The following is a 22226-nucleotide window of genomic DNA, read 5'->3' as shown; positions in this document are numbered from 1 at the left end:
CGGCTCTTGACCCCGGAGGGTGATCGGCTTAACTTCATCAATCAGATAAGTGTCTTTACTAATTCTGCTTGATGTCTCGTGGGAGTGTGCCGATGCGACCATTCCGCCACCGCCGTCTCACCGCCGTCGTCGCCCTGGCGACAGTGCTGGTCACCGCCGCTCCGCCCACCGCCGCCAGCGCCGGTGACAACCACCAGCGCCGGACCGGCTACCACCGGGTCGGCTACTTCACCCAGTGGGGCATCTACGGCCGGGCCTTCCCGGTCAAGAAGCTCGAAACCTCCGGGGCGGCGAGCCGCCTCACCCACCTCAACTACGCCTTCGGCAACGTCAGCGAGGACGGCAGGTGCTATGTGGACGGTGGGCCGGGCGAGGGCGACGCCTGGGCCGACTACCAGCGTCCCGTCCCGGCCGAGGAGAGCGTCGACGGCGTCGCGGACGCACCGGGCCAGGCACTCAGCGGCAACTTCGGCCAGCTCGCCAAGCTCAAGGCCAAGCACCCCAAACTGAAGGTGCTGATCTCGTTGGGCGGCTGGAGCTGGTCGACGTACTTCTCGAACGCGGCCCGCACCGACGCCTCCCGCAAGGCGTTCGTCACGTCCTGCATCGACCTCTACCTCAAGGGGAACCTGCCGGGCAGCACCCCGGGTGCCGGGGCCGGCGTCTTCGACGGCATCGACCTCGACTGGGAGTGGCCCGGCTCGGAGGGTGAGCCTGGCAACGTCATCCGCCCGGAGGACCGGGAGAACTTCACCAAGCTGCTCGCCGAGTTCCGCCGGCAGCTCGACGCGTACGGGCGCACGACCCGCGCGCACCACCCGCTGACCGCGTTCCTGCCGGCCAGCCCGGCCACCATGGACGCCGGCTACGAGGGCCGCAAGATATTCAAGTACCTGGACTTCGCCACCGTGCAGGGGTACGACTTCCACGGCGGCTGGGACGCGCGGGCCAACCAGCAGTCGGCGCTTCGCGTCCCGGCGGGCGCCCCGGACAACCCGGACTTCTCCGTCGAGGTGGCCATCGACGGATGGATCGCCCGTGGCGCGCCGCGCGACAAGCTCGTGCTCGGCATCCCCTACTACGGTCGCGGCTGGACCGGCATCACCGACGGCGGCAACGGCCTGTTCCAGCCGGCCACCGGACCCGCTCCGGCGACGTTCGAGGCCGGGTACGAGGACTACAAGAAGCTGAAGACCCTGGCCGGTAACGGCTACACAGTGCACCGCGACCTGCGCGCCGGACACGCCTGGCTGTTCGACGGTACGACGTTGTGGACGTACGACGACCCGGCGGTCGTGTTGCAGAAGACGCTCTACATCCGACGGGCCGGTCTGGCCGGCGCCATGATCTGGTCGCTCGACGGCGACGACGACAACGCCACGCTGACCAAGACGATCGGCCTCGGCCTGACGACCTGGTAGCCGTACCCGATCCGCGCGGCCCGTCGCCGGCCGACCTCTCGGCCGGCGGCGGGCCGTTTACCGCTGCGCGGGTGTCACCGCGCGCACCGCGGCCTCGATGAGCGCTGTCACCTGGTCCATGTCCCGAGCCCGGTGCACGTCCACCTCGGCCGACCATCCGTCGGGCCGGGTGAGTTTCACAGTCACATCGTCGCGGCGGTGGGTCAGCCAGCTGGCGATCGCCTGCACCAGCACCATGGCGGTGCCCGCGTCGCTGGCCGCCACCCGCAGTTCGTCAGTGGTGTCCGCGGACATCTCGTCGGGGGGCGTCGTGGTCACCCCCTCCCGCAGCCGATCCTCAGCGCGCAGCCAGGACGCCAGCGAGCGCCGAGCATCGGCGGACGGAAGATCCGGATGGACCGAGAGCATGATCATCTCCGGCACGTCTCCTCCTCCCAGACGACGACGAGCCCACGCCACCATCCTGCCATTCCGCGTCGGGACCGGCACGCCGAGTAGTCAGCAATATCGATCTACCCTTGACCGTCGTATCGGCGGTTCATAGGCTCCGGCCACTGCGAGGTTGTTCCCGAGAAGGGAAACACGGCTCATGGCCCCATCGATGCGTCAGTTCCGGATCGTGCCTGCCAGGCGGCTGGCGAGTGCCGCCACGATCGCGCTCCTGCTCGGCATGGTTCCCCTGCTGGGCGGCACAACGGCCGCGAGCGCCGCCCAGCCCTCCCGGTGCAGTGACGACCCGACGGCGCGGTTGAGCACGGTGCCTGCCCCGGAGACCGTGCTCGGCTTCCCGCTCGGCGCCGGGCAAGAGCGGGTCGTCACCAACGACGAGGTCCGGACCTACCTCGGGGCCGTCGATCGCGCCTCCAACCGGGTCGTCACCGGCGTGATGACCACCAGCGTGCTCGGCCAGCCGTTGCCGTACGCGGTGGTGTCCAACGAACGCCACGTGCGGCCCGCCGCGCTACGCGAGATCGCCGACGACATCCGGGACCTGCGCGACCCGCGCCGGACCAGCGCGCGAACGGCCGCCCGGACGGCGAAGGACAGCCCGGCCATCGTCTGGGTCACCGCGAACGTGCACGGCGGCGAGAAGAGCGGCGCCGACGCGGCACTCAAGACGCTGTACGAGCTGGCAGCGGGCCTGTCCTGCGCTGTCGCCCAGCGCAACGACAACCTGGTCACCATCGTCGTCCCCACCCAGAACCCGGACGGCCGCGACGCGACCCGCCGGCAGAACGAGTTCGGCTTCGATTTGAACCGGGACTGGTTCGCCCGCACCCAGCAGGAGACCGACGGCAAGCTCGAACTGCTGCGCCGCTACCCGCCGCAGGTGTTCATCGACGCACACGAGATGGGCGGTCGGCAGTACTTCTTCCCGCCCAACGCCGACCCGATCCACCACGAGATCGCCGGTGAGGCGGTGGACTGGATCAACCGCATCGGCGAGGCCAACAAGGTCGGCTTCGGCTTCAACGGCGCCTGCGACGACACCGCCTTCACCGAGTGCTACTTCAACTACGACACGTACGACATGTTCTTCATGGGCTACGGCGACACGGTGCCCACCACCGGCTTCGGCGCGGCCGGCATGACGTACGAGAAGGGCAGCGCGTCGGCGGTGGCCGACCGGGTCCAGCAGCAGTTCCACACCCAGTGGTCGACGCTCGGCTGGGCCGCCGCGAACAAGCGCGAGGTGCTGGACGGCTACTTCGACATCTGGACCGACGCGCTCGCCCAGGGCAGGGCGGGCACCCTCGAACCGAACGAGGTGGTGCAGCCCACAAACGAGGTGCAGTTCCCGGTGCCGGACCTCACCATCCGCTCGTACTTCCTGCTGCCCGACCGGCAGCTCGCCGACGTCCGCCAACTCGTCGAGCGACTGCGCCGGATGGACGTCGAGGTGTACGAGGTGCAGAAGGCGACCCGGGTGCCCACCGTGCGGGTCTTCGGCGGGCGCAGCGCCACCAACGTGACGGTGCCCAAGGGCGCGTACTGGATTCCGACGGACCAGCCGCAGAAACACTGGATCCAGGCCGTCATGGGCGAGGACCCGTACGTCCCGTTCCCGTACTTCTACGACGTGTCGTCCTGGAGCAACCCGCTGCTGATGGGCGTCAACACCATCTACACCGGAGACACCGTCCGGCCGAGGGCCGAACTGGTGCGCAAGGTCTCCGGCGGTCGCACCGGCGCGGCGTGGCCCTGGGGCTCGTACACGTACCCGCTCGACTCGGCCGCCGCCGCGGAGTTCACCTTCAACCTGCTCGGCCGTGGCGTACCCCTGGTCCGTGACCTCACGACCAGCCGGGTCGCCATCCCGGCGGCCACTGTGAACCGGACCGTGGACGGGCTGGCCCAATCCCTCGGGGTCACCCTCACCCCGGGCGGTCGGCCCGCCGGCACCCGCCTCGACCTGCCCGACGTGGGGTTGTTCCAGGGCGCCGGCATCTCCACCACCTCCGGCTCGCACGGCGAAGCCCGCTACGTGCTCGGCAAGCGGTGGGGGCTCGACCTCACACCGGTCACCACCGCCGACATCAACGACAACACCGAGGCGTTCACCGGGCGTACCGTGCTGCTGGTGCCGGACGGCAGCAGCGCCACCGGCGGTCTGACCGCAGCCGGGCAGGCCAACCTGCGTGACTGGATCGGCCAGGGCCACACCTACCTCGGGCTGCGCAACGAGGGCACCCGGGTGGCCCGCGCCGCCGGGCTCACCTCGACCACGGAGAAGACCAAGCCGGCGGACTACCTGGTGATCGGCTCGCACCTGCGTGTCGACGTCGACCAGGACAGCCCGGTGGCGCTGGGTCGCCCGGCGGAGGACTTCGAGTTCAACAACAGCGACCCGATCCTCACCCCGAGCACCACCGGGACGAACGTGCTCATCTACCCCACGGGTGACACCTTCTGGGCCAACGGCTACACAGTCGGGGCGGACACGTTGAAGGGCACGGCGGCCGTCGTCGACGAGCCGACCGGCGCCGGTCGGGCGGTGCTGTTCGCGTTCAATCCGCTCTTCCGCGCGTACAACGAAAATGGCCTGCACCTGGTCGCCAACGCGCTGCTCTACCCGGCGACCGCCGCGCCCGACGCGCGACGCCCGGCCGGCGTCGACGCGGCACGCGCCAGCGCCGCCGCCGCGCCGGTGCCGCCGGACCTGGGCGGCGGCTGGCGGCCGATCACCATCCAGGTGGCGGCCGGCGACCTGGCCCGCACCCGGGCGATCGTCGAACGCTTCACCGCCGACGCGAAGGCGTCCGAGAAGAACGGCTCGGCGTACGTCGTGATCCCGAACCCGCAGGGGCTCCAGGTGGACGAACACCCGTTCGCAAGAGATCTGGTACGCGCGCTGAACGCCGCCAAGGTGCCGCTGCGGTCGGTGGTGGGCTGACGGAGCCCGCACAGCGAAGCGCCCGTCCCCTCGGCTGGGGCGGGCGCTTCCGTTCGTGCTAGGGCTATGACCGCCGGGGGACTTCGGTGACGAACGCCCGCCAGGCCACCGGCCCGAAGACCAGCGCCGGCCCATCGGGGTCCTTTGAGTCCCGCACGCCCACAACGCCGGGCAGGTTGTCCGCGACCTCGACGCAGTTGCCGCCGCCGGAGCCGCTGCGGGTGGACTTGCGCCACGTAGCGTCGATCAGGTCCATGACGTCACCACTTCCTTCATCAGATCCAGCGACTGCTGGCGGGGTAGCGCCTCGCTGCGAACCATCTCCCACCTCGACATGAGGGTATCCACATCGTCGTCGCGGTCGATGACGACGCCGCCGAGTTGGTTCTCCATCTCGGCCACCCACTTGTGGTCGGGCAGCCGGGCCAGGCTGAACGGCCCGGTCAGGCCGACGTGCATGCTGACCTCGTCCGGCAACAGGTGAATGCTGATGTTCGGGCGCTCCGCGAGGGTGGTCAACTGCTTGATCTGCCCCGCCATAATGTCGCAAAAGTCCGTGCGGGCGCGGCGGAGCACCGCCTCGGCGATGACGGCGACGAAGTGCGGGGCAGTCGCCTTCGTGAGGGTCTCCTGCCGGCCCATCCGGTGGGCGAGCCGCTTCTCGACCTCGTCGTCGCTCAGCGTGTCGTTGCAGCGGATGACGGCGCGGCCGTAGCTCTCCGTCTGGAGCAGGCCCGGAACGAGGCTCGGCTGGAAACACCTGAGCTGCGTCGCCGTGCGCTCCGCGTCCAGCCACGGCAGAAACCAGGACGGGGCGCCGAGCTTGCCCACCATGCGCTCGAACAGCCCGCCGTTCTTGAACGCCCGGTCGGCGCCCTTGATGAAGTCCATCGTCAACGCCCGCGTCTCGCTCTCCACGGCGCTGACGTGGGAGGCGCTGAAGCCGGCGCCCCGACCGAAGGCGTCCTGGGTCATCCCGGAGGCCCCTCGGGCGCGGCGAATCTCGGCCACGATGAACGCGGCGAGCGGGTGCGGCAAGTCGGCCATTCGGTACTCCCCACAACTACTCACACCGCTATCCGGCGTGGAGCGCTTCGCCAGCTCGATCCGATCCGGCGAGCGTTGCCTTAGCGTAGTTTCCTCCACACCGGAGCGTCAGCAGCGACGCGGCTGGTGGGAGGACAACGAGGTCATGAGTTGTCGGCGGTATAGATCGCTAGTTCTGCTCGTGCGCCGCCGGCCGTGCCAGCAACTTCTCCTTCGCCGCTGGCCAGGCGTCGTCGACGATTGCGTACAGCACCGTGTCACGCCAGGTGCCGTCCGCCCGGCGCCGGTGCTTGCGCAGTACGCCTTCGCGGGACGCTCCCAATCGCTCGATCGCCTGCTGAGACCGAATATTGTTGATGTCGGTCTGCAGCGCGACCCGGACCGCGCCGAGGGTTTCGAACGCGAACGTCATCATCGTGAGCTTCGAATCCGTGTTCAGGCCTGATCGCCACCAGGCCCGGCCGAGCCAGGTGTAGCCGATGGACAGCGCCAACAGGCTGGGCTGCGGGTCGGCGAACGATGTGGTTCCGACGAACTCACCGTTACACGTGTCGATCTGGGCGTAGGGGAGTCTGGTGCCGGTGGCTCTGGCGGCGAGCGCGGTGGTTATGTGCCGGGTCGCGTCCTCGATGGTGACGGGTTGGAGCAGCGCGCCGCCGGGTGGACTTTGCCAGCGGAAGACTTCGGCGTCGTCGGGTTCGGTGCCTGCCGCCGCCAGGTAGCCGGGGACATGTTCGAGCGTCAATGGCTCCAGCCGGATTCTTCGACCGGTGAGGACTGGCAGCGCGTACCAGAGGTGTTCGTGAGCCACGTCGCGCATGTTTCCACACGATCTTCACGGTCACGATGTGGTTTCGTCGAAGCCGGATCGACCGACCGGGACGTGCGGCTGCGCGACGCGCACGACGAAGAGGCCGACACCTTCGCGGACGGCCGGGCCGCCACTCTGACGGTCAGCCGACCCGGTGCCGTGAGCCGGCTGAGGTTTCCCGCCGACGCCGGTCGTCGCGTCACCGTCGAGGTGACGCCGCCAGCCTGCCCGACCGGTGCGGAATTCTGCTCCTGAATGGCCCGGCCGGCGACACGGTGGAAGTGGCTGCGTCATCGGCGGCACGGGGCGGTTCGAGTCGGGCCCGCTGCCGAAGGGCGGCACGTACACCCTCGTGCTGGACCCGTGGGCGGACGACACCGGCTCAGGCACGGTCATCATGCGTCAGGGTCGCTGACTGCGGCGGCTGTTGTGGGGCCGGCCTTTCCCGGACGAGCGCGATGCCTGTGAGTCATCTTGATGACTCACAGGCATCACACACTTCGGGGAGTGCGTCAGGGGCCAACCCGAGCCGCCGTGACCATCGACGCCCTGGCCGATCGGTCAGCCGGTGGCGCAGATGGTGCCGTTGAGGCTGAACGCCGTGGGCAGCACGTTCGGCCCTCCGTACGCGCCGACGAAGCCGGCGCTCACGGTGCCGCCGGCGGCGATCTGCCGGTTGTCGGTGGTGGGCGTGACCCGCACCGCGGTGCCGACCTGCTCCCAGGTGGCGCTCCACCCGCTGCTCACCTGCTGCCAGCCGGTGGGCCACGCCCAGGTGAGCGTCCAGCCGTCGATCGGGCTGGACCCGTTGTTGGTGATGTCGACGCCGCCGATGTAACCGTTGCCCCAGTCGTTGTTGGCGGTGAAGCGGACTGTGCACGTACTGGCGGCGGGGCTGCCGGTGGCGAAGGTGAGCGGCGGTGAGGCCCAGGAGACCCGCCCGGCGGTGTCGCGGGCCAGCACGTTGACTGTGTACCGGCTGCCCGGCACGAGGTTGTCGACAGTGAACGAGGTGGTAGCCGTCTCACCGAGTTGCTCGCTGACCGCGCCGTGCTGCCGGTGCACCTCGTACTTGGCGATCGGGCTGGCGCCCGGGGTGGCCGTCGGCCAGGTGATCGTCGCGGCGCGGTCGGTGACACCGCTCGCGGTCGGCTGGCCGGGTGCGGCCGGCCGACCGGCGGACGCGTCAGCCGCGCGCAGCACCAGCGTGGTCAACGAGTACGCCGGCAGCGTCCGGCTGGTCGCCGAGCCGGACTGGCTGGTGGCGATGCCGGTGGCGCCGTTGGTGAGGGTGGACACCGTCGGCGCGACGGCCGACGGGGTGAACCCGGCGTAGTCGATGGTGACCGGGTGGTCGTTGTCCGGGTCCTTGTTCACCAGCAGCACGGCAAGGTCACCGTTGCTCCGGCGAACGGCGTGGGCGGTGACCAGGGGCTCGTCGGTGCCGGCGCGAACGAACTGGTCGCCGGTCTTCGCAAAGAGCTTCATCATGCTCAGCCCGTGGTACGGCGCGAACGGTGTGTTCAGCGGCGGTTGGCAGACCGAGCCGTCCTCGGCGCAGGCCCCGCTGGAGAGCATCCCGAAGTCGCCGTAGTCGGTCTGACCGGCCACCTGCGTCACGGTGCCCATGCCGTTGTGCACGTTCCACCAGTGGGCGGTGAAGACGCCGTTCTCCAGCAGAGCGCTGTAGACGTCGGCCAGGAACAGCGCGCCCGGTTGGGTGTTCCGGCCGGCGTCGACGTTCAGCTCGGTGAAGCTGATGCCGATCCGGTCGGCGTTCGGGCCGGCGTACCGGGCGAGCTGCCGCCGCAGCAGGTAGATGGCGTCGGGGAGGTGGTTGACGCGGGTCAGCGACTCGGCGGCGGTGCCGCCCGGGTACCAGTGCACGTCCACGAAGTCGATCTTCGGGCCGGCGATGGAGAGCACTGTCTGGTTCCACGGGCCCAGATCGCTGCCGGCGGTGATCCCGTCCGGCCAGTTGCCCGGCATGGTCAGCACCGCTCCGACCTTGATGCTCGGGTCGACCGCCTTCATCGCGTCGGCGTACTCGACGACCAGCCTCGCGTACTGTGTCGCGCTCTTGTCGGGGTGGTCGTCGGCCTCCCACGCGGACCCGTAGTGGCCGTTGCCGTAGTTCTCGTTGCCGACGGTCCAGTACCGCGCGTCGTAGCCCTTCGTCACGTTGGCGTACCGCACCCAGTCGGCGGCCTCGGCGGGCGTGCCGGTGCCGTAGTTCGCAATGATCATCGGCTGCGCGCCGACGCGCCGGACCGCCGCCATGAAGGTGTCGAAGTCGGTCCCCGGCGCGACGTAGCCGCCGGGCGCGGTGTGGTCCTTCCAGTGGTAGATGTCGGCGTACGAGCCGCCGGGGTAGCGCATCATCTGCACGCCGGCATCTCTGAGCAGGTCCGATGTCTCGGCGGTGCCGAGGTTCGAGTCCCAGATGGCGTGGTTGACGCCGAGAGCGGTGTCCGGCACGGTCGCCAGTCCCGCGCGGGTGTTGACGGTCACGGTGACCGGGTCGACAGCCGCGCTGGCGGTTGGTGGGTTGACGCCCGCGAGCGCGCTCGCGGCGAGCAGCAGGCCCGTCAGGAGTGCTGTTCGGGTCTTCGGTTTAGGCATGGGCGGGGTTCCTTCGCGCAGATGAGCCGCCCGACCGGTCAGGGTGCGACGCGGGGACGGGCGATCTCGTGGACGGCGGACTCTGGTTGGTCCATCGCTCGTGTCACCGTCCCCCGGAGATCACATCTGGATCCCGGTTGCCCAGTGGACGGTGGTCGGCCCCGCGCGCGGCTGTTCATCGACGTATCACAATGGCACTGCCGGCTCGACAATCTCAAGTCGCGTCAGCGGACGCTCGACAAGAGATCGACAGACGTCATACGTTACAGCTTGCCGAACGTCGACCGCCTGCGCCGGACCGCCGCGCTGCCGCCGGCCGTGGTCACGGTCGCCACCCCGGCGTCGGCCGCGGCGCTCACCCAGGTGACCAGCTTCGGCACCAACCCGACGAACCTCCAGATGCACCTGTACGTGCCGGATCGGGTCGCGGCCCAGCCGGCCCTGCTCCTCGCCCTGCACTACTGCACCGGCAGCGGTCCGGCGGTGCACAGCGGCTTCGGGCTGAGTACCCTCGCCGACCACTACGGCTTCATCGTGATCTACCCGTCGGTGACCCGGAGCAGCAAGTGTTGGGACGTCTCGTCACCGCAGGCCCTGCGGCGCGACGGCGGCAGCGACCCGGTCGGCCTCAAGTCCATGGTCGACCACGTTCGGAGCCGCTACCCGGTCGACGCCAACCGGATCGGTGTGGGTGGGTTCTCCTCCGGCGCCATGATGGCCAACGTCATGGTCGGCCTCTACCCGGACCTGTTCCACGCCGGGTTCAGCTCCTCCGGGGCCCCGTTCGGGTGCTTCGCCACCACCAACGGCGCGGAGTGGAACAGCGAGTGCTCCGGCGGACGCATCGTCAGGACCGGGCAGCAGTGGGGTGACCTGGTCCGCAACGCCTACCCCGGTTACTCCGGCAAGCGTCCCCGGTTCCAGATCTGGCACGGCACCACGGACACCACGCTGAGCTACGTCAACTTCGGCGAGCAGATCAAGCAGTGGACCAACGTGCAGGGCGTGTCGCAGACCCCCAGCTTCACCGACTCCCCGCAGGCCAGCGCCACCCGTACCCGGTACGGGGGCACCGGCGGCACGGCGCCCGTCGAAGCGATCAGCTTCCAGGGGTACGGCCACTCGATCCCGTTCGACGCCGCGCAGGCCATCCGGTTCCTCGGCTTCGACGCCACGAGCCCCACCACCCCACCACCCGGCGGCACGTCGGCACCGCTGCGCAACACCGGCGCCAACCGCTGCCTCGACGTCCCGTCGCGGTCGCAGACCAACGGCACGCAGCTGACGTTGTGGGACTGCAACGGCGGCGCCAACCAGCAGTGGACGTCGACCGCCGCGAAACAACTCCAGGTGTACGGCACGAAGTGCCTGGACGCCGAGGGCGCCGGAACCTCGCCGGGCACCCGGGTGATCATCTGGGACTGCAATGGCGGCACCAACCAGCAGTGGAACGTCAACACCGACGGCACGGTGGCCGGTGTGCAGTCCGGCCTGTGCCTGACGCCCAACGCCGCCGGAACCGCCAACGGCACCCCTGTGGTCCTGTCGAGCTGCAACGGCTCGAACAGCCAGCGGTGGACCCGAAGCTGACGCGGTGATCGACGGCGGCGTACCCCGTCGGTTGCTCGGGCGGGTGTGCGTCCCGCTGCTCGGGCCCGGACTCCGAGCAGCGGGACGCGACCCGGCGGCCAGGGCTGGGGCCGACGGTCGCCATCAGGGCGGCCCAGGCGCGGGCTCCTGCCCAGCGGCGTCCGCTGGGCAGGGTGAGCGGACCGGGTTGTCGTCGCACGACTGTTCCGGCTGCTGCGGTGCCCTGGAATCGCGGTGGCCGTTCATGCCTCGGCCGCGTGGCGCGCGGGTCGCCCAGTGGTGGTCTCGGGCCGTCTCGCGCCGGCCACGTGCCACCCGCCCCACGCCACGATCGTCGTCCGTCACGCATCGGGCCGATGGCGACAGCCCCGTCGCAGCGGCCCGAAGTCGGTCGAGGATCGACGACTGTCCGTCACGTTAGCGCTAACAGTGAGCGATTGTCCATAGACAACGTTCTTTGTCCGCTGGTCGGGACGGTCGCGGCTACGCCGACGACAGTCGTGTGCACTGGCGGAATAGCCTTGCGGCATGCGGGGGCGATTCAGCGGGGCCAGACGGTGGTACGGGGAGCACCGGGGGTTGGTCCGCCGTACGGTCCTCGCACTCACGGTGGGGGTCGTGGTGCTGACCGGCGGCACGGTGGCCAGCGTGACGTGGATCCGCGACACCGCGGAGGGCCACCTCTACGGCGAGGCCGAGGTGCCGGACGCCCCGGTCGCCCTGGTCCTGGGCACCAAGGTGGACGCCGACGGCACGCCCTCACCCGTCCTCACCGCCCGGCTGGAGATCGCGCGGCGGCTGTTCGACGCCGGCAAGGTGCGGGCGATCCTCGTGTCGGGCGACAACATGAACGCCGACTACAACGAGCCCGCCGCGATGCGGAACTGGCTGGTGCAGCGGGGTGTGCCAGCGCACAAGGTGGTGCCGGACTACGCCGGCTTCGACACGTACGACTCGTGTGCGCGCGCTGAGCGGATCTTCGGGGTGCGGCGAGCCACTGTGGTGACCCAGTCCTTCCACCTGCCGCGCGCCGTGGCGCTGTGCCGGCGCCTCGGCATCGACGCCAACGGTGTGGGCGACGACAGCGCGAAGCGGTACGCCCAGACGTGGTGGTTCAGTTCGTCCCGGGAGAACGGCGCGTGCCTGAAGGCCGCGCTGGAGCTGCTCTCCGGTCGGGACCCGGCGCACCTCGGCCGCCGGGAGACGGGCGTCGACGACGCGTTGCGCGTCGACTGAGGGAGGTCACGAGCGTGGTGGTGCGGCGCTGTCGCGGACGATGAGTTCCGTGGCGAGTTCGACCCGAGGGCTCTCGGTCCTCTCGCCGCCGGCGAGGCGTAGCACGGTCCGCGCGGCCAGCATGCCCATCTCGGCCAGGGGTTGCCGGACGGTGGTCAGCGGTGGCGAGCACCAGCGCACCTCCGGCAGGTCGTCGAAGCCGACCACGCTGACGTCGTCGGGCACCCGCAGACCCCGTTTGCGGACCGCCTCGTAGACGCCGAGCGCCATCTGATCGCTGGAGGCGCAGATGGCGGTGGGAGGGTCGGGCAGGGTCAGCAGTTGCGTACCCGCGGTGAAGCCGGCCTCGTGGTAGAAGTTGCCGGGGCGGATCAGGGCGTCGTCGATGGGGATCCCGGCGGCGCCGAGGGCGGCCCGATAGCCGTCCATCCGGGCCCGGCTGCACATCAGGTGCGGTGGGCCGGCGATGAAGCCGATGCGGCGGTGGCCGAGGCTGATCAGGTACTGGTTGGCGCTGAGACTGCCCGCCCAGTTGGTGGCGCCGATGGTGGGTGACTCCTGCGGGTCGACCCCGGCCGGGTCGATGATGACGACCGGCAGGTGGAGCCGGCGCAGCTCGGCCTGCAACGGTGGGTTCACCATCGAGGTCACGAAGATGATTCCCTCGGTGGAGCGCGTACGCATGTTGTCGAGCCACTGCTTGGCCGAGGAGATGCGCCAGTGGATGGCCGACACGACGGTGCCGACGCCGCTGGTCTGGCCGACGTCCTCCACCCCACGGATGATCTCCACGGCCCACGGGCTGTCCAGGTCGTTGAAGACCAGGTCGATGAGGGCGGCGTCGGTACGCCGTGACGGTGAGCGGCGGCGGTAGCCGTGTCGGTTCAGTAGCGCCTCGACGCGTTCCCGGGTGTCGGGGGCGACGTCGGAGCGGCCGTTGATGACCCGGGAGACGGTGGGCACGGAGACTCCGGCCAACCGCGCGATCATGGCGATGGTGACGTTTCGGCCGTTCTCCGTGCCCACGGTCCCCCCTGCGGAGCTATGGATCTCCGAAACTTTCAATGCTTCGCCGGTAATGTCGATCGATGGCCGGCACGCTACGAGCTGTTGTCCCAGCGGTCAAGACCTCTGTCCTATTGCGAAGAGACCAGCTAGCGTAAGCAGGGCTTCCAGTGATCCGGGACCACGATTTTCCGGAAGTTCCAGACAGTCCGTCCAGAGGAGTGCTCGTGTCGACCGACATCGCTAACGTGGCGACCGCTACCCGGTCGATCCGCAATCCCGTCCTCGCCGGGTTTCACCCGGACCCGTCGATCCTGCGCGTCGACGACGACTACTACCTGGCCACCTCGACCTTCGAGTGGTATCCGGGAGTGCTGGTGCACCACTCGCGTGACCTGGTGAACTGGCGCAGCCTGGGTGGGATCATCACCGACCGGCGCCTGCTCGATCTGCGCGGCTGCGGTGACTCCAACGGGGTGTGGGCGCCAGACCTGACGTACCACGACGGTCAGTTCCACCTCGTCTACAGCGACGTGGCCAGCTTCGCCAGCGGCTACTGGGATCCGCAGAACTTCCTGGTCACCGCCGAGGACATCACCGGCCCCTGGTCCGATCCGGTGAAGCTGCACGGGCGCGGGTTCGACGCGTCGCTGTTCCACGACGACGACGGCACGACCTGGCTGCTGGGCATGAGCGCGGACTGGCGGCCCGGCCGCGACCGCTTCGGTGGCATCGAGATCCAGCAGTACGACCGGGCCGCACGCCGTCTGGTCGGCAGCCCCCGCATCCTGTTCACCGGCTCCCCGGTCGGGGTCACCGAGGGTCCGCACCTGTACCGCCACGACGGCTGGTACTGGCTGATCACCGCCGAGGGCGGCACCAGCTGGGAGCACCAGGTCACAGTGGCGCGGTCCCGGGAGCTGTTCGGACCGTACGAGGTGGACCCGGACGGGCCACTGCTCACCTCCTTCGGGCGGCCCGACCTGCGGTTGCAGAAGGCGGGTCACGGCAGCCTGGTCCACACGCAGAGCGGCGAGTGGTACCTGGCCCATCTGGTCGGCCGCCCGTACTCCCCGCTGGGCAACTGCGTGCTGGGTCGGGAGACAGCGATCCAGCGGGTCGAGTGGCCGTCGGGCGGCTGGCCGCGAATCGCCGGAGGGGTGCCCGCTGACGACGTCGTCGCACCCGACCTGCCCGCGCACCCGTGGCCGGCGGAGCCCGAGACGGACCACTTCGATGGCCCCGAGCTGGGCCGGTGCTGGTCGACGCTGCGTCGGCCGGCAGCCCCGGACTGGGTCGACCTGCACACCCGCCCGTCGTACCTGCGGGTCCACGGCGGGCAGTCGCCGGTCGGTCGACAGGCACCCAGCCTGGTCGGGCGACGCGTCGGCGCACGGGAGTGCTCGCTGGAGACCGTTGTGGAGTTCGAACCGGCCGACCACCGTCAGCTCGCCGGGATCACCGCCTACTACAACACGCTCAACTGGCACCACCTCTACCTGACCCGGGCAGACGACGGCCGGACGGTGCTGGAGCTGCTCAGCTCCGACAACGGGCGGCGCACCGCGTACCCGGAGCTGACAGTCGATGTCGACGGCGTCACCCGGGTCGGCCTGCGGGCCGTCTTCGACGGGCCGGCGGTGCGCTTCGACTACGACCTCGGCGCCGGTTGGCAGCGGCTACCGGCCGAGCTGGACGCGACCATCCTGTCCGACGAGCACGCCGCGCTGATCATCGACGGTGAGCCGGCGGCGTGGGGCTTCACCGGTGCGTTTCTCGGCCTGTGGGTGCAGGACCTGGGCGGCGACGGCGTGCACGCCGACTTCGACCTGGCCACCTACCGGGAACAGTGACCACGCGGACGGCACTCGGCGGGTGCCGTCCGCGTGCCCACTCGTCCTACCTGGCCGGGGCGGCGACCGCCCGCAGCCGGCCGAGAGTGGTGCGGAAACCGTGGCCGGACGCGGCCGGGTCCTCGGCGTTCAGGCCGTTGACGGCAATGGTCTGCGAGCGGGTCGTGGCGACGGCCTCCGCGTCGGACCCGTTCAGGTCGAACACGCCGAAGTCGCCGCTGCGCGTCCGGAACGTCGGGGCAGCCGGGTCCCGGGCGAGGTAGAGCACCACGGCCTGGCCGCCTCGAGCTTCGACATGTGCGCCATGTCCGGCTGCCGCACGGTGGCGTACCCGCGCAGCTTGCCCTTGATCGGCGAGGGCGCGACGACGTCGGTCGCCGTCCCGTCACGCCTTGCGGTCGTCGATTGACGAGGAATCGACGTACTGGTATCTGTTAATACAGTTTCCAGATGCTCGCGGGTGCCCGCCGAGGCCGAACCGTCGCGCCGGGCCACCGACCGGCTGGCGGCACGCCGCCCCTTCCCCGAGGAACACCCCATGGTTCACAAGAGAACAGCCGCCTACGTCGTGGGCACCCTGCTGATCGGCGTCGCCGCCGTCGGCTACGGCCTGCCGTCGGCGAGCGCCGCGACCGCCGGGCCGATCACCGGCCTCGGCGGTAAGTGCATCGACGTGGCTGGCGCCAGCTCGGCCAACGGCACGCCCGTCCAGCTCTACGACTGCAACGGCAGCGCGGCCCAGACGTGGACCGTCGGCAACACCGACACCTCGATCCGGGCACTCGGCAAGTGCCTCGACGTGACCGCCGCGTCGACCGCCAACGGTGCCAAGGTGCAGCTGTACGACTGCAACAACACCGGCGCGCAGAAGTGGACCGCCAGCAACGGCACGCTCGTCAACTCCGGCTCCGGCAAGTGCCTCGACGTCACCGACCGCAGCACCGCGAACGGCGCCCGGTTGCAGATCTGGACCTGCGGCGGCACCACGAACCAGCGGTGGACCCTGCCGGGCGGCGGCAGCACCCCCACGCCCACCACCCCGAGCGGGACCAACCTCGACGACCCGGCGAAGAAGAACGTCGCCATGCAACTCGTCTCGGCAGCGGAAAACTCCTCGCTCGACTGGCGCGCACAGTTCTCCTACATCGAGGACATCGGCGACGGACGCGGCTACACCGCCGGCATCATCGGCTTCTGCTCCGGCACCGGCGACATGCTCGAACTGGTCGAGGCGTACACCCGCACCAAGCCGGGCAACGTGCTCGCCGGCTACCTGCCGGCGCTGCGCAACGTCAACGGCACCCCGTCACACGCCGGCCTCGACCCCAACTTCCCCCGCGACTGGCGGACCGCGGCCACCGACTCGGTGTTCCAGGCCGCCCAGGAGGCCGAACGCGACCGGGTCTACTTCAACCCATCGGTACGCGACGGCAAGAACGACCAGGTCCGGGCACTCGGCCAGTTCGCCTACTACGACGCGGCGGTCATGCACGGGTACGAGGGCATGCGCCAGATCCGCAACCGCGCCCTGAACCGGGCCAAGCCGCCAGCCCAGGGCGGCGACGAGCGGACCTGGCTCAACGCGTTCCTCGACGAGCGGGTCGTCGAGATGAAGAAGGAAGTGGCCCACTCGGACACCTCCCGCGTCGACACCGCCCAGCGGGTGTTCCTCAACAACGGCAACTTCAACCTGAACACGCCACTGGTGTTCGCCGTCTACGGCGACCAGTTCCGCATCGGCTAGTTCGGAGCCCGCAGACGCTCAGGGCGCCGCCTCGCGGCGCCCTGAGCGGTTCTCGGGACCGGGAGCAGCCTTGCCTTGACGCTGACGACAAGGTTTAGCCTGGTCGCGACAGGCTGGTCGAGGAGGTCTGATGCTGATCGGCGAGCTGGCGGAACGAGCAGGCACGAGCACTCGAACGCTGCGCTACTACGAGGCCCACGGGTTGGTACACCCGCAGCGTTCGGCGAACGGCTACCGCGTCTACGACGAGGCGGAGCTGCGGGTCGTCCGGGAGATCCGGGCGCTGCTCGACGTCGGCTTCGGCCTCGACGACGTCCGTCCGTTCGTCGCCTGTTTGCGAGCGGGCAACACGTCCGGCGACGTCTGTCCGGATTCCGTGCTGGTGCTGCGGCGCAAGCTCGCCGAGGTCGACGACTACCTCGATCGGCTCGGAGCGGTCCGTCAGCAGTTGCACAGCCAGCTCACCCACGCAATCGCGCACCGGGAGGAACCATGTCCCAGGAGACGAGCGTCAGCTCCCTGATCACCGTCACCGACGACACGTTCGCCGAGCTGGTGCTGGCCAGCAACCGGCCCGTGGTCGTCGACTTCTGGGCGGAGTGGTGCCCGCCGTGCAAGATGATCGAGAAGAGCCTCGTCGAGCTGGCAGGGGAGTTCGGCGACCGGATGACCATCGCCAAGCTCAACTCCGACGACAACCCGCAGGCCACGCGGCGCTACGCGGTCATGTCCCTTCCGACGCTACTGGTGTTCCGTGGGGGCGAGGTCGTCGGCTCGGTCGTCGGGTCCAGGCCGAAACTCCATCTGCGGCAGAGCCTGACCATGCACGCCGGCCTGTGACCTGCCACCGCCGGTCGAGTGCCGCCTCCTGCTGTTGAGCGTGGCGACGGTGGTCCGCACGGTGGCGGCACGGGTCCCCGCCGGGCGGGTGGTGGAGACGATTGTCGATGGCGCCGACATCGGCGTCGTGATCTGCGGGTGAGCTGACCCCTGCTGCTGCGACGGTGTCCTCGACCCGTACCACAGTCCCCAACCGCCGCCTGGGAGGAGTCCAGCACCGACGAGTCCCTGACGACCAGCCGGCACATCGATCTTGGTGACTGAAAGTGTCGTACACCTGTTCTAGTGTCGGGGCATGGTCGAGGAGTTGGCGCAGGCAGACGATGCGATCGCTGCCTGCGCCGATGCCGCCGCCTGGGCCCTGCCGGAGCACGCCCTGATCGCCGCGCTCGACGCCGCGCACCGCCTCCAGCAACGCCTCGCCGCCGTCACCCTCACCCTGATTCGTGAGGTCGACGGCCGCGGCACCGCCCGCACCCACGGCGCCTCCACCACCGCTGTGTGGCTGCGCGAACGCTTGCGACTCACCATCCCCGCCGCCCGCCGCCTCGTCGACCTCGCCACCGCCCTCGACACCGGCAACCCCGGCATCCGGCGAGCCCTAGCCGACGGGCACCTCAGCCTCGACCAGGCCCGGGTCATCAGCGACACCGCCACCACCGTCCAGGCCACCGCCGGCACGCAGGCCGCCGACAAGGCCGTCAGCCTGCTCACCGACTGGGCCAGCCAGTTCGACCCCACCCACCTGCGCAAACTCGGCACCCGCATCCTCGACCACGTCGCCCCCGACATCGCCGACGCCGCCGCCCAAGCCGCCCTGGACGCCGAAGCCCGCCGCGCCGCCCGCGACCGGCACCTCACGTTGTCCGAACAGACCGACGGTCGACTGCGACTCACCGGCACCCTCGACGCCGAAACCGCCACCCTGTTCCGCGCCGCCATCGACCCACTGACCGCCCCGTCCGGACCAGACGACACCCGCCCCCCTGGGCAACGCCGCCACGACGCCCTCGCCGACATCTGCCGACTCGCCCTGCGCACCACCGAACTGCCCGAACACGGCGGCGACCCCGCCCAGATCGTCGTCACCACCAGCTACGACGCGCTGACCCGGCAACTCGGCACCGGCACCCTCGACACCGGCCTCAACCTCACACCCGAGGCCGCGCGCCGACTCGCCTGCGACGCCACCATCCTGCCCGCCGTCCTCGGCGGCGCCGGCCAGGTCCTCGACGTCGGCCGACAACGCCGTCTCATCACCGGGCCACTGCGCCGCGCCCTGGTGCTCCGCGACCGCGGCTGCGCGTTCCCCGGCTGCGACCGCCCACCCCGCTGGTGCGACGCCCACCACATCCACCACTGGGCCAACGGCGGCCCAACCAGCCTCGGCAATGCCGTCCTGCTCTGCGGCCACCACCATCGGCACGTCCACCAGGCCGACTGGGTCGTCCGGCTCGGCGACGACGGACATCCGGAGTTCATTCCACCCGCCTGGCTCGACCCCGAACAACTCCCCCGCCGCAACCACTACCACCGACGAACGTAGGGGTAGGCAGCCGAGAACGATCGTCCATGTCGGGTCGACACCGTCGCCCACCGCACACCGCCTTAGGCATCCTAGGAGGCTGGTTGGCCAGGTACCCACTGTGCAGGCCGAAGCGTCGAGCGGCGCGTCTCGGGCGCATGCCGGCTGGGTCGAGAAGAGAGCTGCTCACAACGGCTCGCGCTGACCCGCAGCAGCTCACGACCGCCTGCGACGGGCCGCAACGCCGCGTCGGCCTGCGGGCCAGGTGACGCCGTCGCAGGCCAGCAGGCGCCCGACGACCCGCAACAGCTCACGACCGCCCGCGACGGCCCACCACGACCCCGCAACGCATGCAACTGCCTACGCCGCCGGCGACGGCCCACGACGACCCGCACCGACCCGCAGCGACGGTTCGTGGGCCAACATCCACGCGCCAACGCTTCACGGACGCCAGCTCGTCGTCGTTGAGCGCGGTACCGCATGCCGTCGACGGCATCGACGCGGTCCTTGGCTACGAGCTCCGTGAACAACCCGTAGCCACAAACTTGCGTGGCGACTTGACCTCAAGCTCGGGTGAGGTCCTAGCCTCCCGGTATCGGAGGTTACGCATGAGCATGGAATTCACGGCGTGGACGTCTTTGCACCACGCGATGAACGCGCAGGAAGAACGACCGCTGTCCCGCGCCACCTTGAAGCGGATCGCGCAGTTCGCGCGGCCGCACCGGGCCCTGATCGTCAGGTTCCTGCTGTTGAGTGTGGTGACGGCGGTCCTCACGGTGGCGGCACCCGTTCTCGCCGGTCGGGTGGTCGACGCGATCGTCGACGGCGCCGACAGCGGCGTGGTGATCCGGTTGGCCGTACTGATCGCCGTGATCGCCCTCGCCGAGGCCGGGCTGGGTCTGGTGACGCGATTTCTCTCCGCCAGCATCGGTGAGGGGCTGATCGTCCAACTGCGGACGGCTGTCTTCGATCACGTTCAGCGCATGCCGGTGGCGTTCTTCACGCGGACCCGCACGGGTGCGCTGGTCAGCCGCCTGAACAACGACGTGATCGGCGCGCAGCGGGCCTTCAGCGACACCCTGTCGAGTGTGGTCGGCAACGCGGTCACGCTGATGCTGACGTTGGCCGTGATGCTCACCTTCTCCTGGCAGATCACGCTGTTGGCGCTCGTCCTGCTGCCCATTTTCGTTCTCCCGGCCCGCCGAATGGGTTCGAGGCTCGCTCAGTTGCAGCGTGAAGCGGCCGAGCACAACGCGGCCATGAGCACCCGGATGACGGAACGCTTTTCCGCACCCGGTGCCACGCTGGTCAAGCTGTACGGGCGGCCGGCCGAGGAGTCCGCCGAGTTCGCGGCGCGGGCCCGTCGGGTCCGGGACATCGGCATCCGCGCCGCGATGCTCCAGTGGGTCTTCATCACCGCGCTCACCGTCGTCGGCTCGCTGGCACTGGCCCTGGTCTACGGGCTGGGTGGTCTCTACGCCCTACGGGGCAGCCTCGACGCCGGGACGGTGGTCGCCCTAGCGCTGCTCCTGTCGCGGCTCTACGCACCGTTGACCTCACTGGCCAGTGCCCGGGTCGAGGTGATGAGCGCGCTGGTGAGCTTCGAGCGGGTGTTCGAGGTCCTCGACCTCAAGCCGCTGATCCTCGACAGGTCCGACGCCCGGCCCCTTCCGGAAGGGCCGGTCGCGGTCGAGTTCGACGGGGTCCGGTTCGGTTACCCCTCAGCGGACAAGGTGTCGCTCGCATCCCTTGAGGACGTGGCGAAGCTCGACACGCGTGGCGGTGAGGAAGTGCTGCACGGGGTGTCGTTCCGCGCCGAAGCGGGGCAGATGGTGGCGCTCGTCGGCTCCTCCGGGGCGGGCAAGTCGACTATCGCGCAGCTCGTGCCTCGCCTGTACGACGTCGAGGACGGCGCGGTGAAGCTGGCCGACGTCGACGTACGTGAACTGTCGGCCGAGTCGATCCGAACGGCGTTGGGCGTGGTGACCCAGGACGGGCACCTCTTCCACGAGAGCATCCGCGCCAACTTGGCATTCGCCCAGCCGGACGCGACCGAGGACGAGATGTGGGAGGTGCTCAGTCGGGCCCGCCTCGACGACCTGATCCGCTCACTTCCCGATGGGCTCGACACCGTCGTGGGCGAGCGCGGATACCGCCTGTCCGGCGGTGAACGGCAACGGCTCACCATCGCGCGCCTGCTGCTGGCTCGTCCGCGCGTGGTCATTCTCGACGAAGCCACAGCGCATCTCGACTCCACCTCGGAGGCGGCGGTTCAGGACGCCCTCGCCGAGGCGCTGACCGGCCGGACGAGCGTGGTCATCGCGCACCGGCTCTCCACCATCCGGGCGGCCGACCAGATCCTCGTCGTGGAGGCAGGACGCATCGTCGAACGCGGGCGACACAGTGACCTGCTCGCGGCTGGTGGCCGCTATCACGAGTTGTACAGCACCCAGTTCGCCCAGGACCAGCCGACGGTCCAGGAGCAACGCGTCGCCATCTGACGCCCGCGGTGGTCGGTCCGCTCACGAGGGACAGCCCGACCACCGCGTCGCAGCGCGCCGCCGCTCACCCCAAGGGAAGCACCCGGGGTGAGCGGCGACCGCGGTCAGTCGTTGTCGTTGTCGTCGTCGTCCTTGTCGTCGTCGTCGTCAGCGTCGTCAGCGTCGTCGGCGTCATCGGCGTCGTTGTCGTCGTCGTCGACCGGCTCCTGCTCGGCCTTGACCACCGAGCCGTTGTCCCGGTCGACGTCCACCTCGTGCTCGGTGTCGCCGACGACGATCTCGACGCTCCACACCGGTCGGCCGTTCTCCTGCTCGGCTTCGACCTCGACGATCTGACCGCCACCGGCCTTGGCGAGCGCGATCTCACCGGCGCGCTTCTCGTCGACAGCGCTACCCGCGGGCGCGCTGCCGGTCGACGGCGTACCGGTCGACGGCGTACCAGATGGGGTTCCGGCCGACGGCGAGCTGGTGACCACCGGCGCGTCGGTGGCCGTCGGCGCGACGGTCGCCGCGGCGAGTGCCGTGCCGCCGGTCCGCGAGTCGTTCGCGGCGTTGACGCCGAGCGCGACCCCGGCCACCGCCAGCACCGCCGACCCGCCGACCGACGCCAGGAGCAGATTGGTGCGCTTCATCGTGG

Annotated in this window: 19 protein-coding genes; 11 read left to right on the top strand and 8 right to left on the bottom strand. The window is 69.9% G+C overall.

Annotated features, from left to right (window positions below; all coding sequences use genetic code 11):
• The first annotated feature begins 92 nt into the window (after nucleotides 1-92).
• Complete coding sequence (locus PSH03_RS19745; protein ID WP_238690006.1) at nucleotides 93-1421, top strand: glycoside hydrolase family 18 protein; 1329 nt, start codon at nucleotides 93-95, stop codon at nucleotides 1419-1421.
• Between the two features lie 57 nt (nucleotides 1422-1478).
• Here PSH03_RS19745 and PSH03_RS19740 read toward each other — a convergent pair whose 3' ends face one another.
• The gene (locus tag PSH03_RS19740; RefSeq protein WP_238690131.1) at nucleotides 1479-1835 is read right to left on the bottom strand and encodes an effector-associated constant component EACC1; all 357 of its coding nucleotides are present in this window, start codon (nucleotides 1833-1835) and stop codon (nucleotides 1479-1481) included.
• Between the two features lie 175 nt (nucleotides 1836-2010).
• Between PSH03_RS19740 and PSH03_RS19735 the strand changes: the two genes are divergently transcribed.
• Nucleotides 2011-4815 carry a M14 family zinc carboxypeptidase gene (locus tag PSH03_RS19735; protein ID WP_238690005.1) on the top strand — a complete coding sequence of 935 codons (2805 nt, stop codon included), beginning with the start codon at nucleotides 2011-2013 and terminating at the stop codon, nucleotides 4813-4815.
• A gap of 64 nt (nucleotides 4816-4879) precedes the next feature.
• Here PSH03_RS19735 and PSH03_RS19730 read toward each other — a convergent pair whose 3' ends face one another.
• From PSH03_RS19730 to PSH03_RS19720, 3 genes are all read right to left on the bottom strand, one after another.
• Nucleotides 4880-5071, bottom strand: coding sequence for a DUF397 domain-containing protein (locus PSH03_RS19730; RefSeq protein ID WP_210785298.1), 192 nt, complete (start codon nucleotides 5069-5071; stop codon nucleotides 4880-4882).
• A complete protein-coding gene (locus PSH03_RS19725) occupies nucleotides 5062-5862 on the bottom strand; it encodes a helix-turn-helix domain-containing protein (protein WP_238690004.1) in 801 nt (266 codons plus the stop codon). The genes PSH03_RS19730 and PSH03_RS19725 overlap by 10 nt, the downstream gene beginning before the upstream one ends.
• Nucleotides 5863-6031: 169 nt before the next feature.
• On the bottom strand, nucleotides 6032-6682 hold the full coding sequence (locus PSH03_RS19720) for a GNAT family N-acetyltransferase (RefSeq protein ID WP_238690003.1): 651 nt from the start codon (nucleotides 6680-6682) through the stop codon (nucleotides 6032-6034).
• Between PSH03_RS19720 and PSH03_RS19715 the strand changes: the two genes are divergently transcribed.
• The gene (locus tag PSH03_RS19715; RefSeq protein WP_210785301.1) at nucleotides 6665-6928 is read left to right on the top strand and encodes a hypothetical protein; all 264 of its coding nucleotides are present in this window, start codon (nucleotides 6665-6667) and stop codon (nucleotides 6926-6928) included. The genes PSH03_RS19720 and PSH03_RS19715 overlap by 18 nt on opposite strands.
• A gap of 306 nt (nucleotides 6929-7234) precedes the next feature.
• Here PSH03_RS19715 and PSH03_RS19710 read toward each other — a convergent pair whose 3' ends face one another.
• Complete coding sequence (locus tag PSH03_RS19710) at nucleotides 7235-9295, bottom strand: cellulose binding domain-containing protein (RefSeq protein WP_238690002.1); 2061 nt, start codon at nucleotides 9293-9295, stop codon at nucleotides 7235-7237.
• 270 nt (nucleotides 9296-9565) lie between these two features.
• On the opposite strand from PSH03_RS19710, the gene PSH03_RS19705 reads away from it, so the two are divergent.
• Nucleotides 9566-10885, top strand: coding sequence for an extracellular catalytic domain type 1 short-chain-length polyhydroxyalkanoate depolymerase (locus PSH03_RS19705; RefSeq protein ID WP_372494813.1), 1320 nt, complete (start codon nucleotides 9566-9568; stop codon nucleotides 10883-10885).
• A gap of 528 nt (nucleotides 10886-11413) precedes the next feature.
• Complete coding sequence (locus tag PSH03_RS19700; RefSeq protein WP_210785303.1) at nucleotides 11414-12121, top strand: SanA/YdcF family protein; 708 nt, start codon at nucleotides 11414-11416, stop codon at nucleotides 12119-12121.
• Between the two features lie 6 nt (nucleotides 12122-12127).
• On the opposite strand, the gene PSH03_RS19695 is transcribed toward PSH03_RS19700, so the two are convergent.
• Complete coding sequence (locus tag PSH03_RS19695) at nucleotides 12128-13111, bottom strand: LacI family DNA-binding transcriptional regulator (RefSeq protein ID WP_247669833.1); 984 nt, start codon at nucleotides 13109-13111, stop codon at nucleotides 12128-12130.
• Between the two features lie 242 nt (nucleotides 13112-13353).
• On the opposite strand from PSH03_RS19695, the gene PSH03_RS19690 reads away from it, so the two are divergent.
• Nucleotides 13354-14979, top strand: coding sequence for a glycoside hydrolase family 43 protein (locus PSH03_RS19690; protein ID WP_238690001.1), 1626 nt, complete (start codon nucleotides 13354-13356; stop codon nucleotides 14977-14979).
• A 46-nt stretch (nucleotides 14980-15025) separates the two neighbouring features.
• Here the strand turns inward: PSH03_RS19690 and PSH03_RS19685 are convergent, their stop codons facing one another.
• Nucleotides 15026-15250, bottom strand: a complete 225-nt coding sequence (locus PSH03_RS19685; RefSeq protein WP_238690000.1) for a hypothetical protein — start codon at nucleotides 15248-15250, stop codon at nucleotides 15026-15028.
• 267 nt (nucleotides 15251-15517) lie between these two features.
• On the opposite strand from PSH03_RS19685, the gene PSH03_RS32690 reads away from it, so the two are divergent.
• The 5 genes from PSH03_RS32690 (at nucleotide 15518) to PSH03_RS19655 (ending at nucleotide 21589) form a co-directional block, all read left to right on the top strand.
• Nucleotides 15518-16723 carry a chitosanase gene (locus tag PSH03_RS32690; protein ID WP_305076092.1) on the top strand — a complete coding sequence of 402 codons (1206 nt, stop codon included), beginning with the start codon at nucleotides 15518-15520 and terminating at the stop codon, nucleotides 16721-16723.
• A 130-nt stretch (nucleotides 16724-16853) separates the two neighbouring features.
• Nucleotides 16854-17246, top strand: coding sequence for a MerR family transcriptional regulator (locus PSH03_RS19670; protein WP_210785308.1), 393 nt, complete (start codon nucleotides 16854-16856; stop codon nucleotides 17244-17246).
• Entirely contained in the window at nucleotides 17216-17563 is a 348-nt protein-coding gene (gene trxA, locus PSH03_RS19665; protein WP_305076091.1) for a thioredoxin, read from the top strand. The genes PSH03_RS19670 and trxA overlap by 31 nt, the downstream gene beginning before the upstream one ends.
• A 295-nt stretch (nucleotides 17564-17858) precedes the next feature.
• Nucleotides 17859-19109, top strand: coding sequence for an HNH endonuclease signature motif containing protein (locus PSH03_RS19660; protein ID WP_238689999.1), 1251 nt, complete (start codon nucleotides 17859-17861; stop codon nucleotides 19107-19109).
• A 587-nt stretch (nucleotides 19110-19696) separates the two neighbouring features.
• A complete protein-coding gene (locus tag PSH03_RS19655; RefSeq protein ID WP_238689998.1) occupies nucleotides 19697-21589 on the top strand; it encodes an ABC transporter ATP-binding protein in 1893 nt (630 codons plus the stop codon).
• A gap of 104 nt (nucleotides 21590-21693) precedes the next feature.
• On the opposite strand, the gene PSH03_RS19650 is transcribed toward PSH03_RS19655, so the two are convergent.
• A complete protein-coding gene (locus PSH03_RS19650) occupies nucleotides 21694-22221 on the bottom strand; it encodes a PepSY domain-containing protein (RefSeq protein ID WP_238689997.1) in 528 nt (175 codons plus the stop codon).
• Nucleotides 22222-22226: the final 5 nt, after the last annotated feature.

The organism is Micromonospora salmantinae, from assembly GCF_022230905.1.
In the GTDB taxonomy this organism is placed as follows: domain Bacteria; phylum Actinomycetota; class Actinomycetes; order Mycobacteriales; family Micromonosporaceae; genus Micromonospora; species Micromonospora salmantinae.
Note: the sequence above shows the minus strand (reverse complement) of the source record. Positions and strands in the feature narration are given on the sequence as shown.

Excerpts from the sequence above, each read along its gene's own strand:
- PSH03_RS19730 (WP_210785298.1), bottom strand. The coding sequence starts at position 5,071 with ATGGACCTGATCGACGCTACGTGGCGCAAGTCCACCCGCAGCGGCTCC.
- PSH03_RS19735 (WP_238690005.1), top strand. The coding sequence starts at position 2,011 with ATGGCCCCATCGATGCGTCAGTTCCGGATCGTGCCTGCCAGGCGGCTG.
- PSH03_RS19710 (WP_238690002.1), bottom strand. The coding sequence starts at position 9,295 with ATGCCTAAACCGAAGACCCGAACAGCACTCCTGACGGGCCTGCTGCTC.
- PSH03_RS19695 (WP_247669833.1), bottom strand. The coding sequence starts at position 13,111 with ATGATCGCGCGGTTGGCCGGAGTCTCCGTGCCCACCGTCTCCCGGGTC.
- PSH03_RS19655 (WP_238689998.1), top strand. The coding sequence starts at position 19,697 with ATGAGCATGGAATTCACGGCGTGGACGTCTTTGCACCACGCGATGAAC.
- PSH03_RS19740 (WP_238690131.1), bottom strand. The coding sequence starts at position 1,835 with ATGATCATGCTCTCGGTCCATCCGGATCTTCCGTCCGCCGATGCTCGG.
- PSH03_RS19745 (WP_238690006.1), top strand. The coding sequence starts at position 93 with ATGCGACCATTCCGCCACCGCCGTCTCACCGCCGTCGTCGCCCTGGCG.
- PSH03_RS19725 (WP_238690004.1), bottom strand. The coding sequence starts at position 5,862 with ATGGCCGACTTGCCGCACCCGCTCGCCGCGTTCATCGTGGCCGAGATT.
- PSH03_RS19660 (WP_238689999.1), top strand. The coding sequence starts at position 17,859 with ATGGTCGAGGAGTTGGCGCAGGCAGACGATGCGATCGCTGCCTGCGCC.
- PSH03_RS32690 (WP_305076092.1), top strand. The coding sequence starts at position 15,518 with ATGGTTCACAAGAGAACAGCCGCCTACGTCGTGGGCACCCTGCTGATC.
- PSH03_RS19670 (WP_210785308.1), top strand. The coding sequence starts at position 16,854 with ATGCTGATCGGCGAGCTGGCGGAACGAGCAGGCACGAGCACTCGAACG.
- PSH03_RS19700 (WP_210785303.1), top strand. The coding sequence starts at position 11,414 with ATGCGGGGGCGATTCAGCGGGGCCAGACGGTGGTACGGGGAGCACCGG.
- PSH03_RS19650 (WP_238689997.1), bottom strand. The coding sequence starts at position 22,221 with ATGAAGCGCACCAATCTGCTCCTGGCGTCGGTCGGCGGGTCGGCGGTG.
- trxA (WP_305076091.1), top strand. The coding sequence starts at position 17,216 with ATGTCCCAGGAGACGAGCGTCAGCTCCCTGATCACCGTCACCGACGAC.
- PSH03_RS19720 (WP_238690003.1), bottom strand. The coding sequence starts at position 6,682 with ATGCGCGACGTGGCTCACGAACACCTCTGGTACGCGCTGCCAGTCCTC.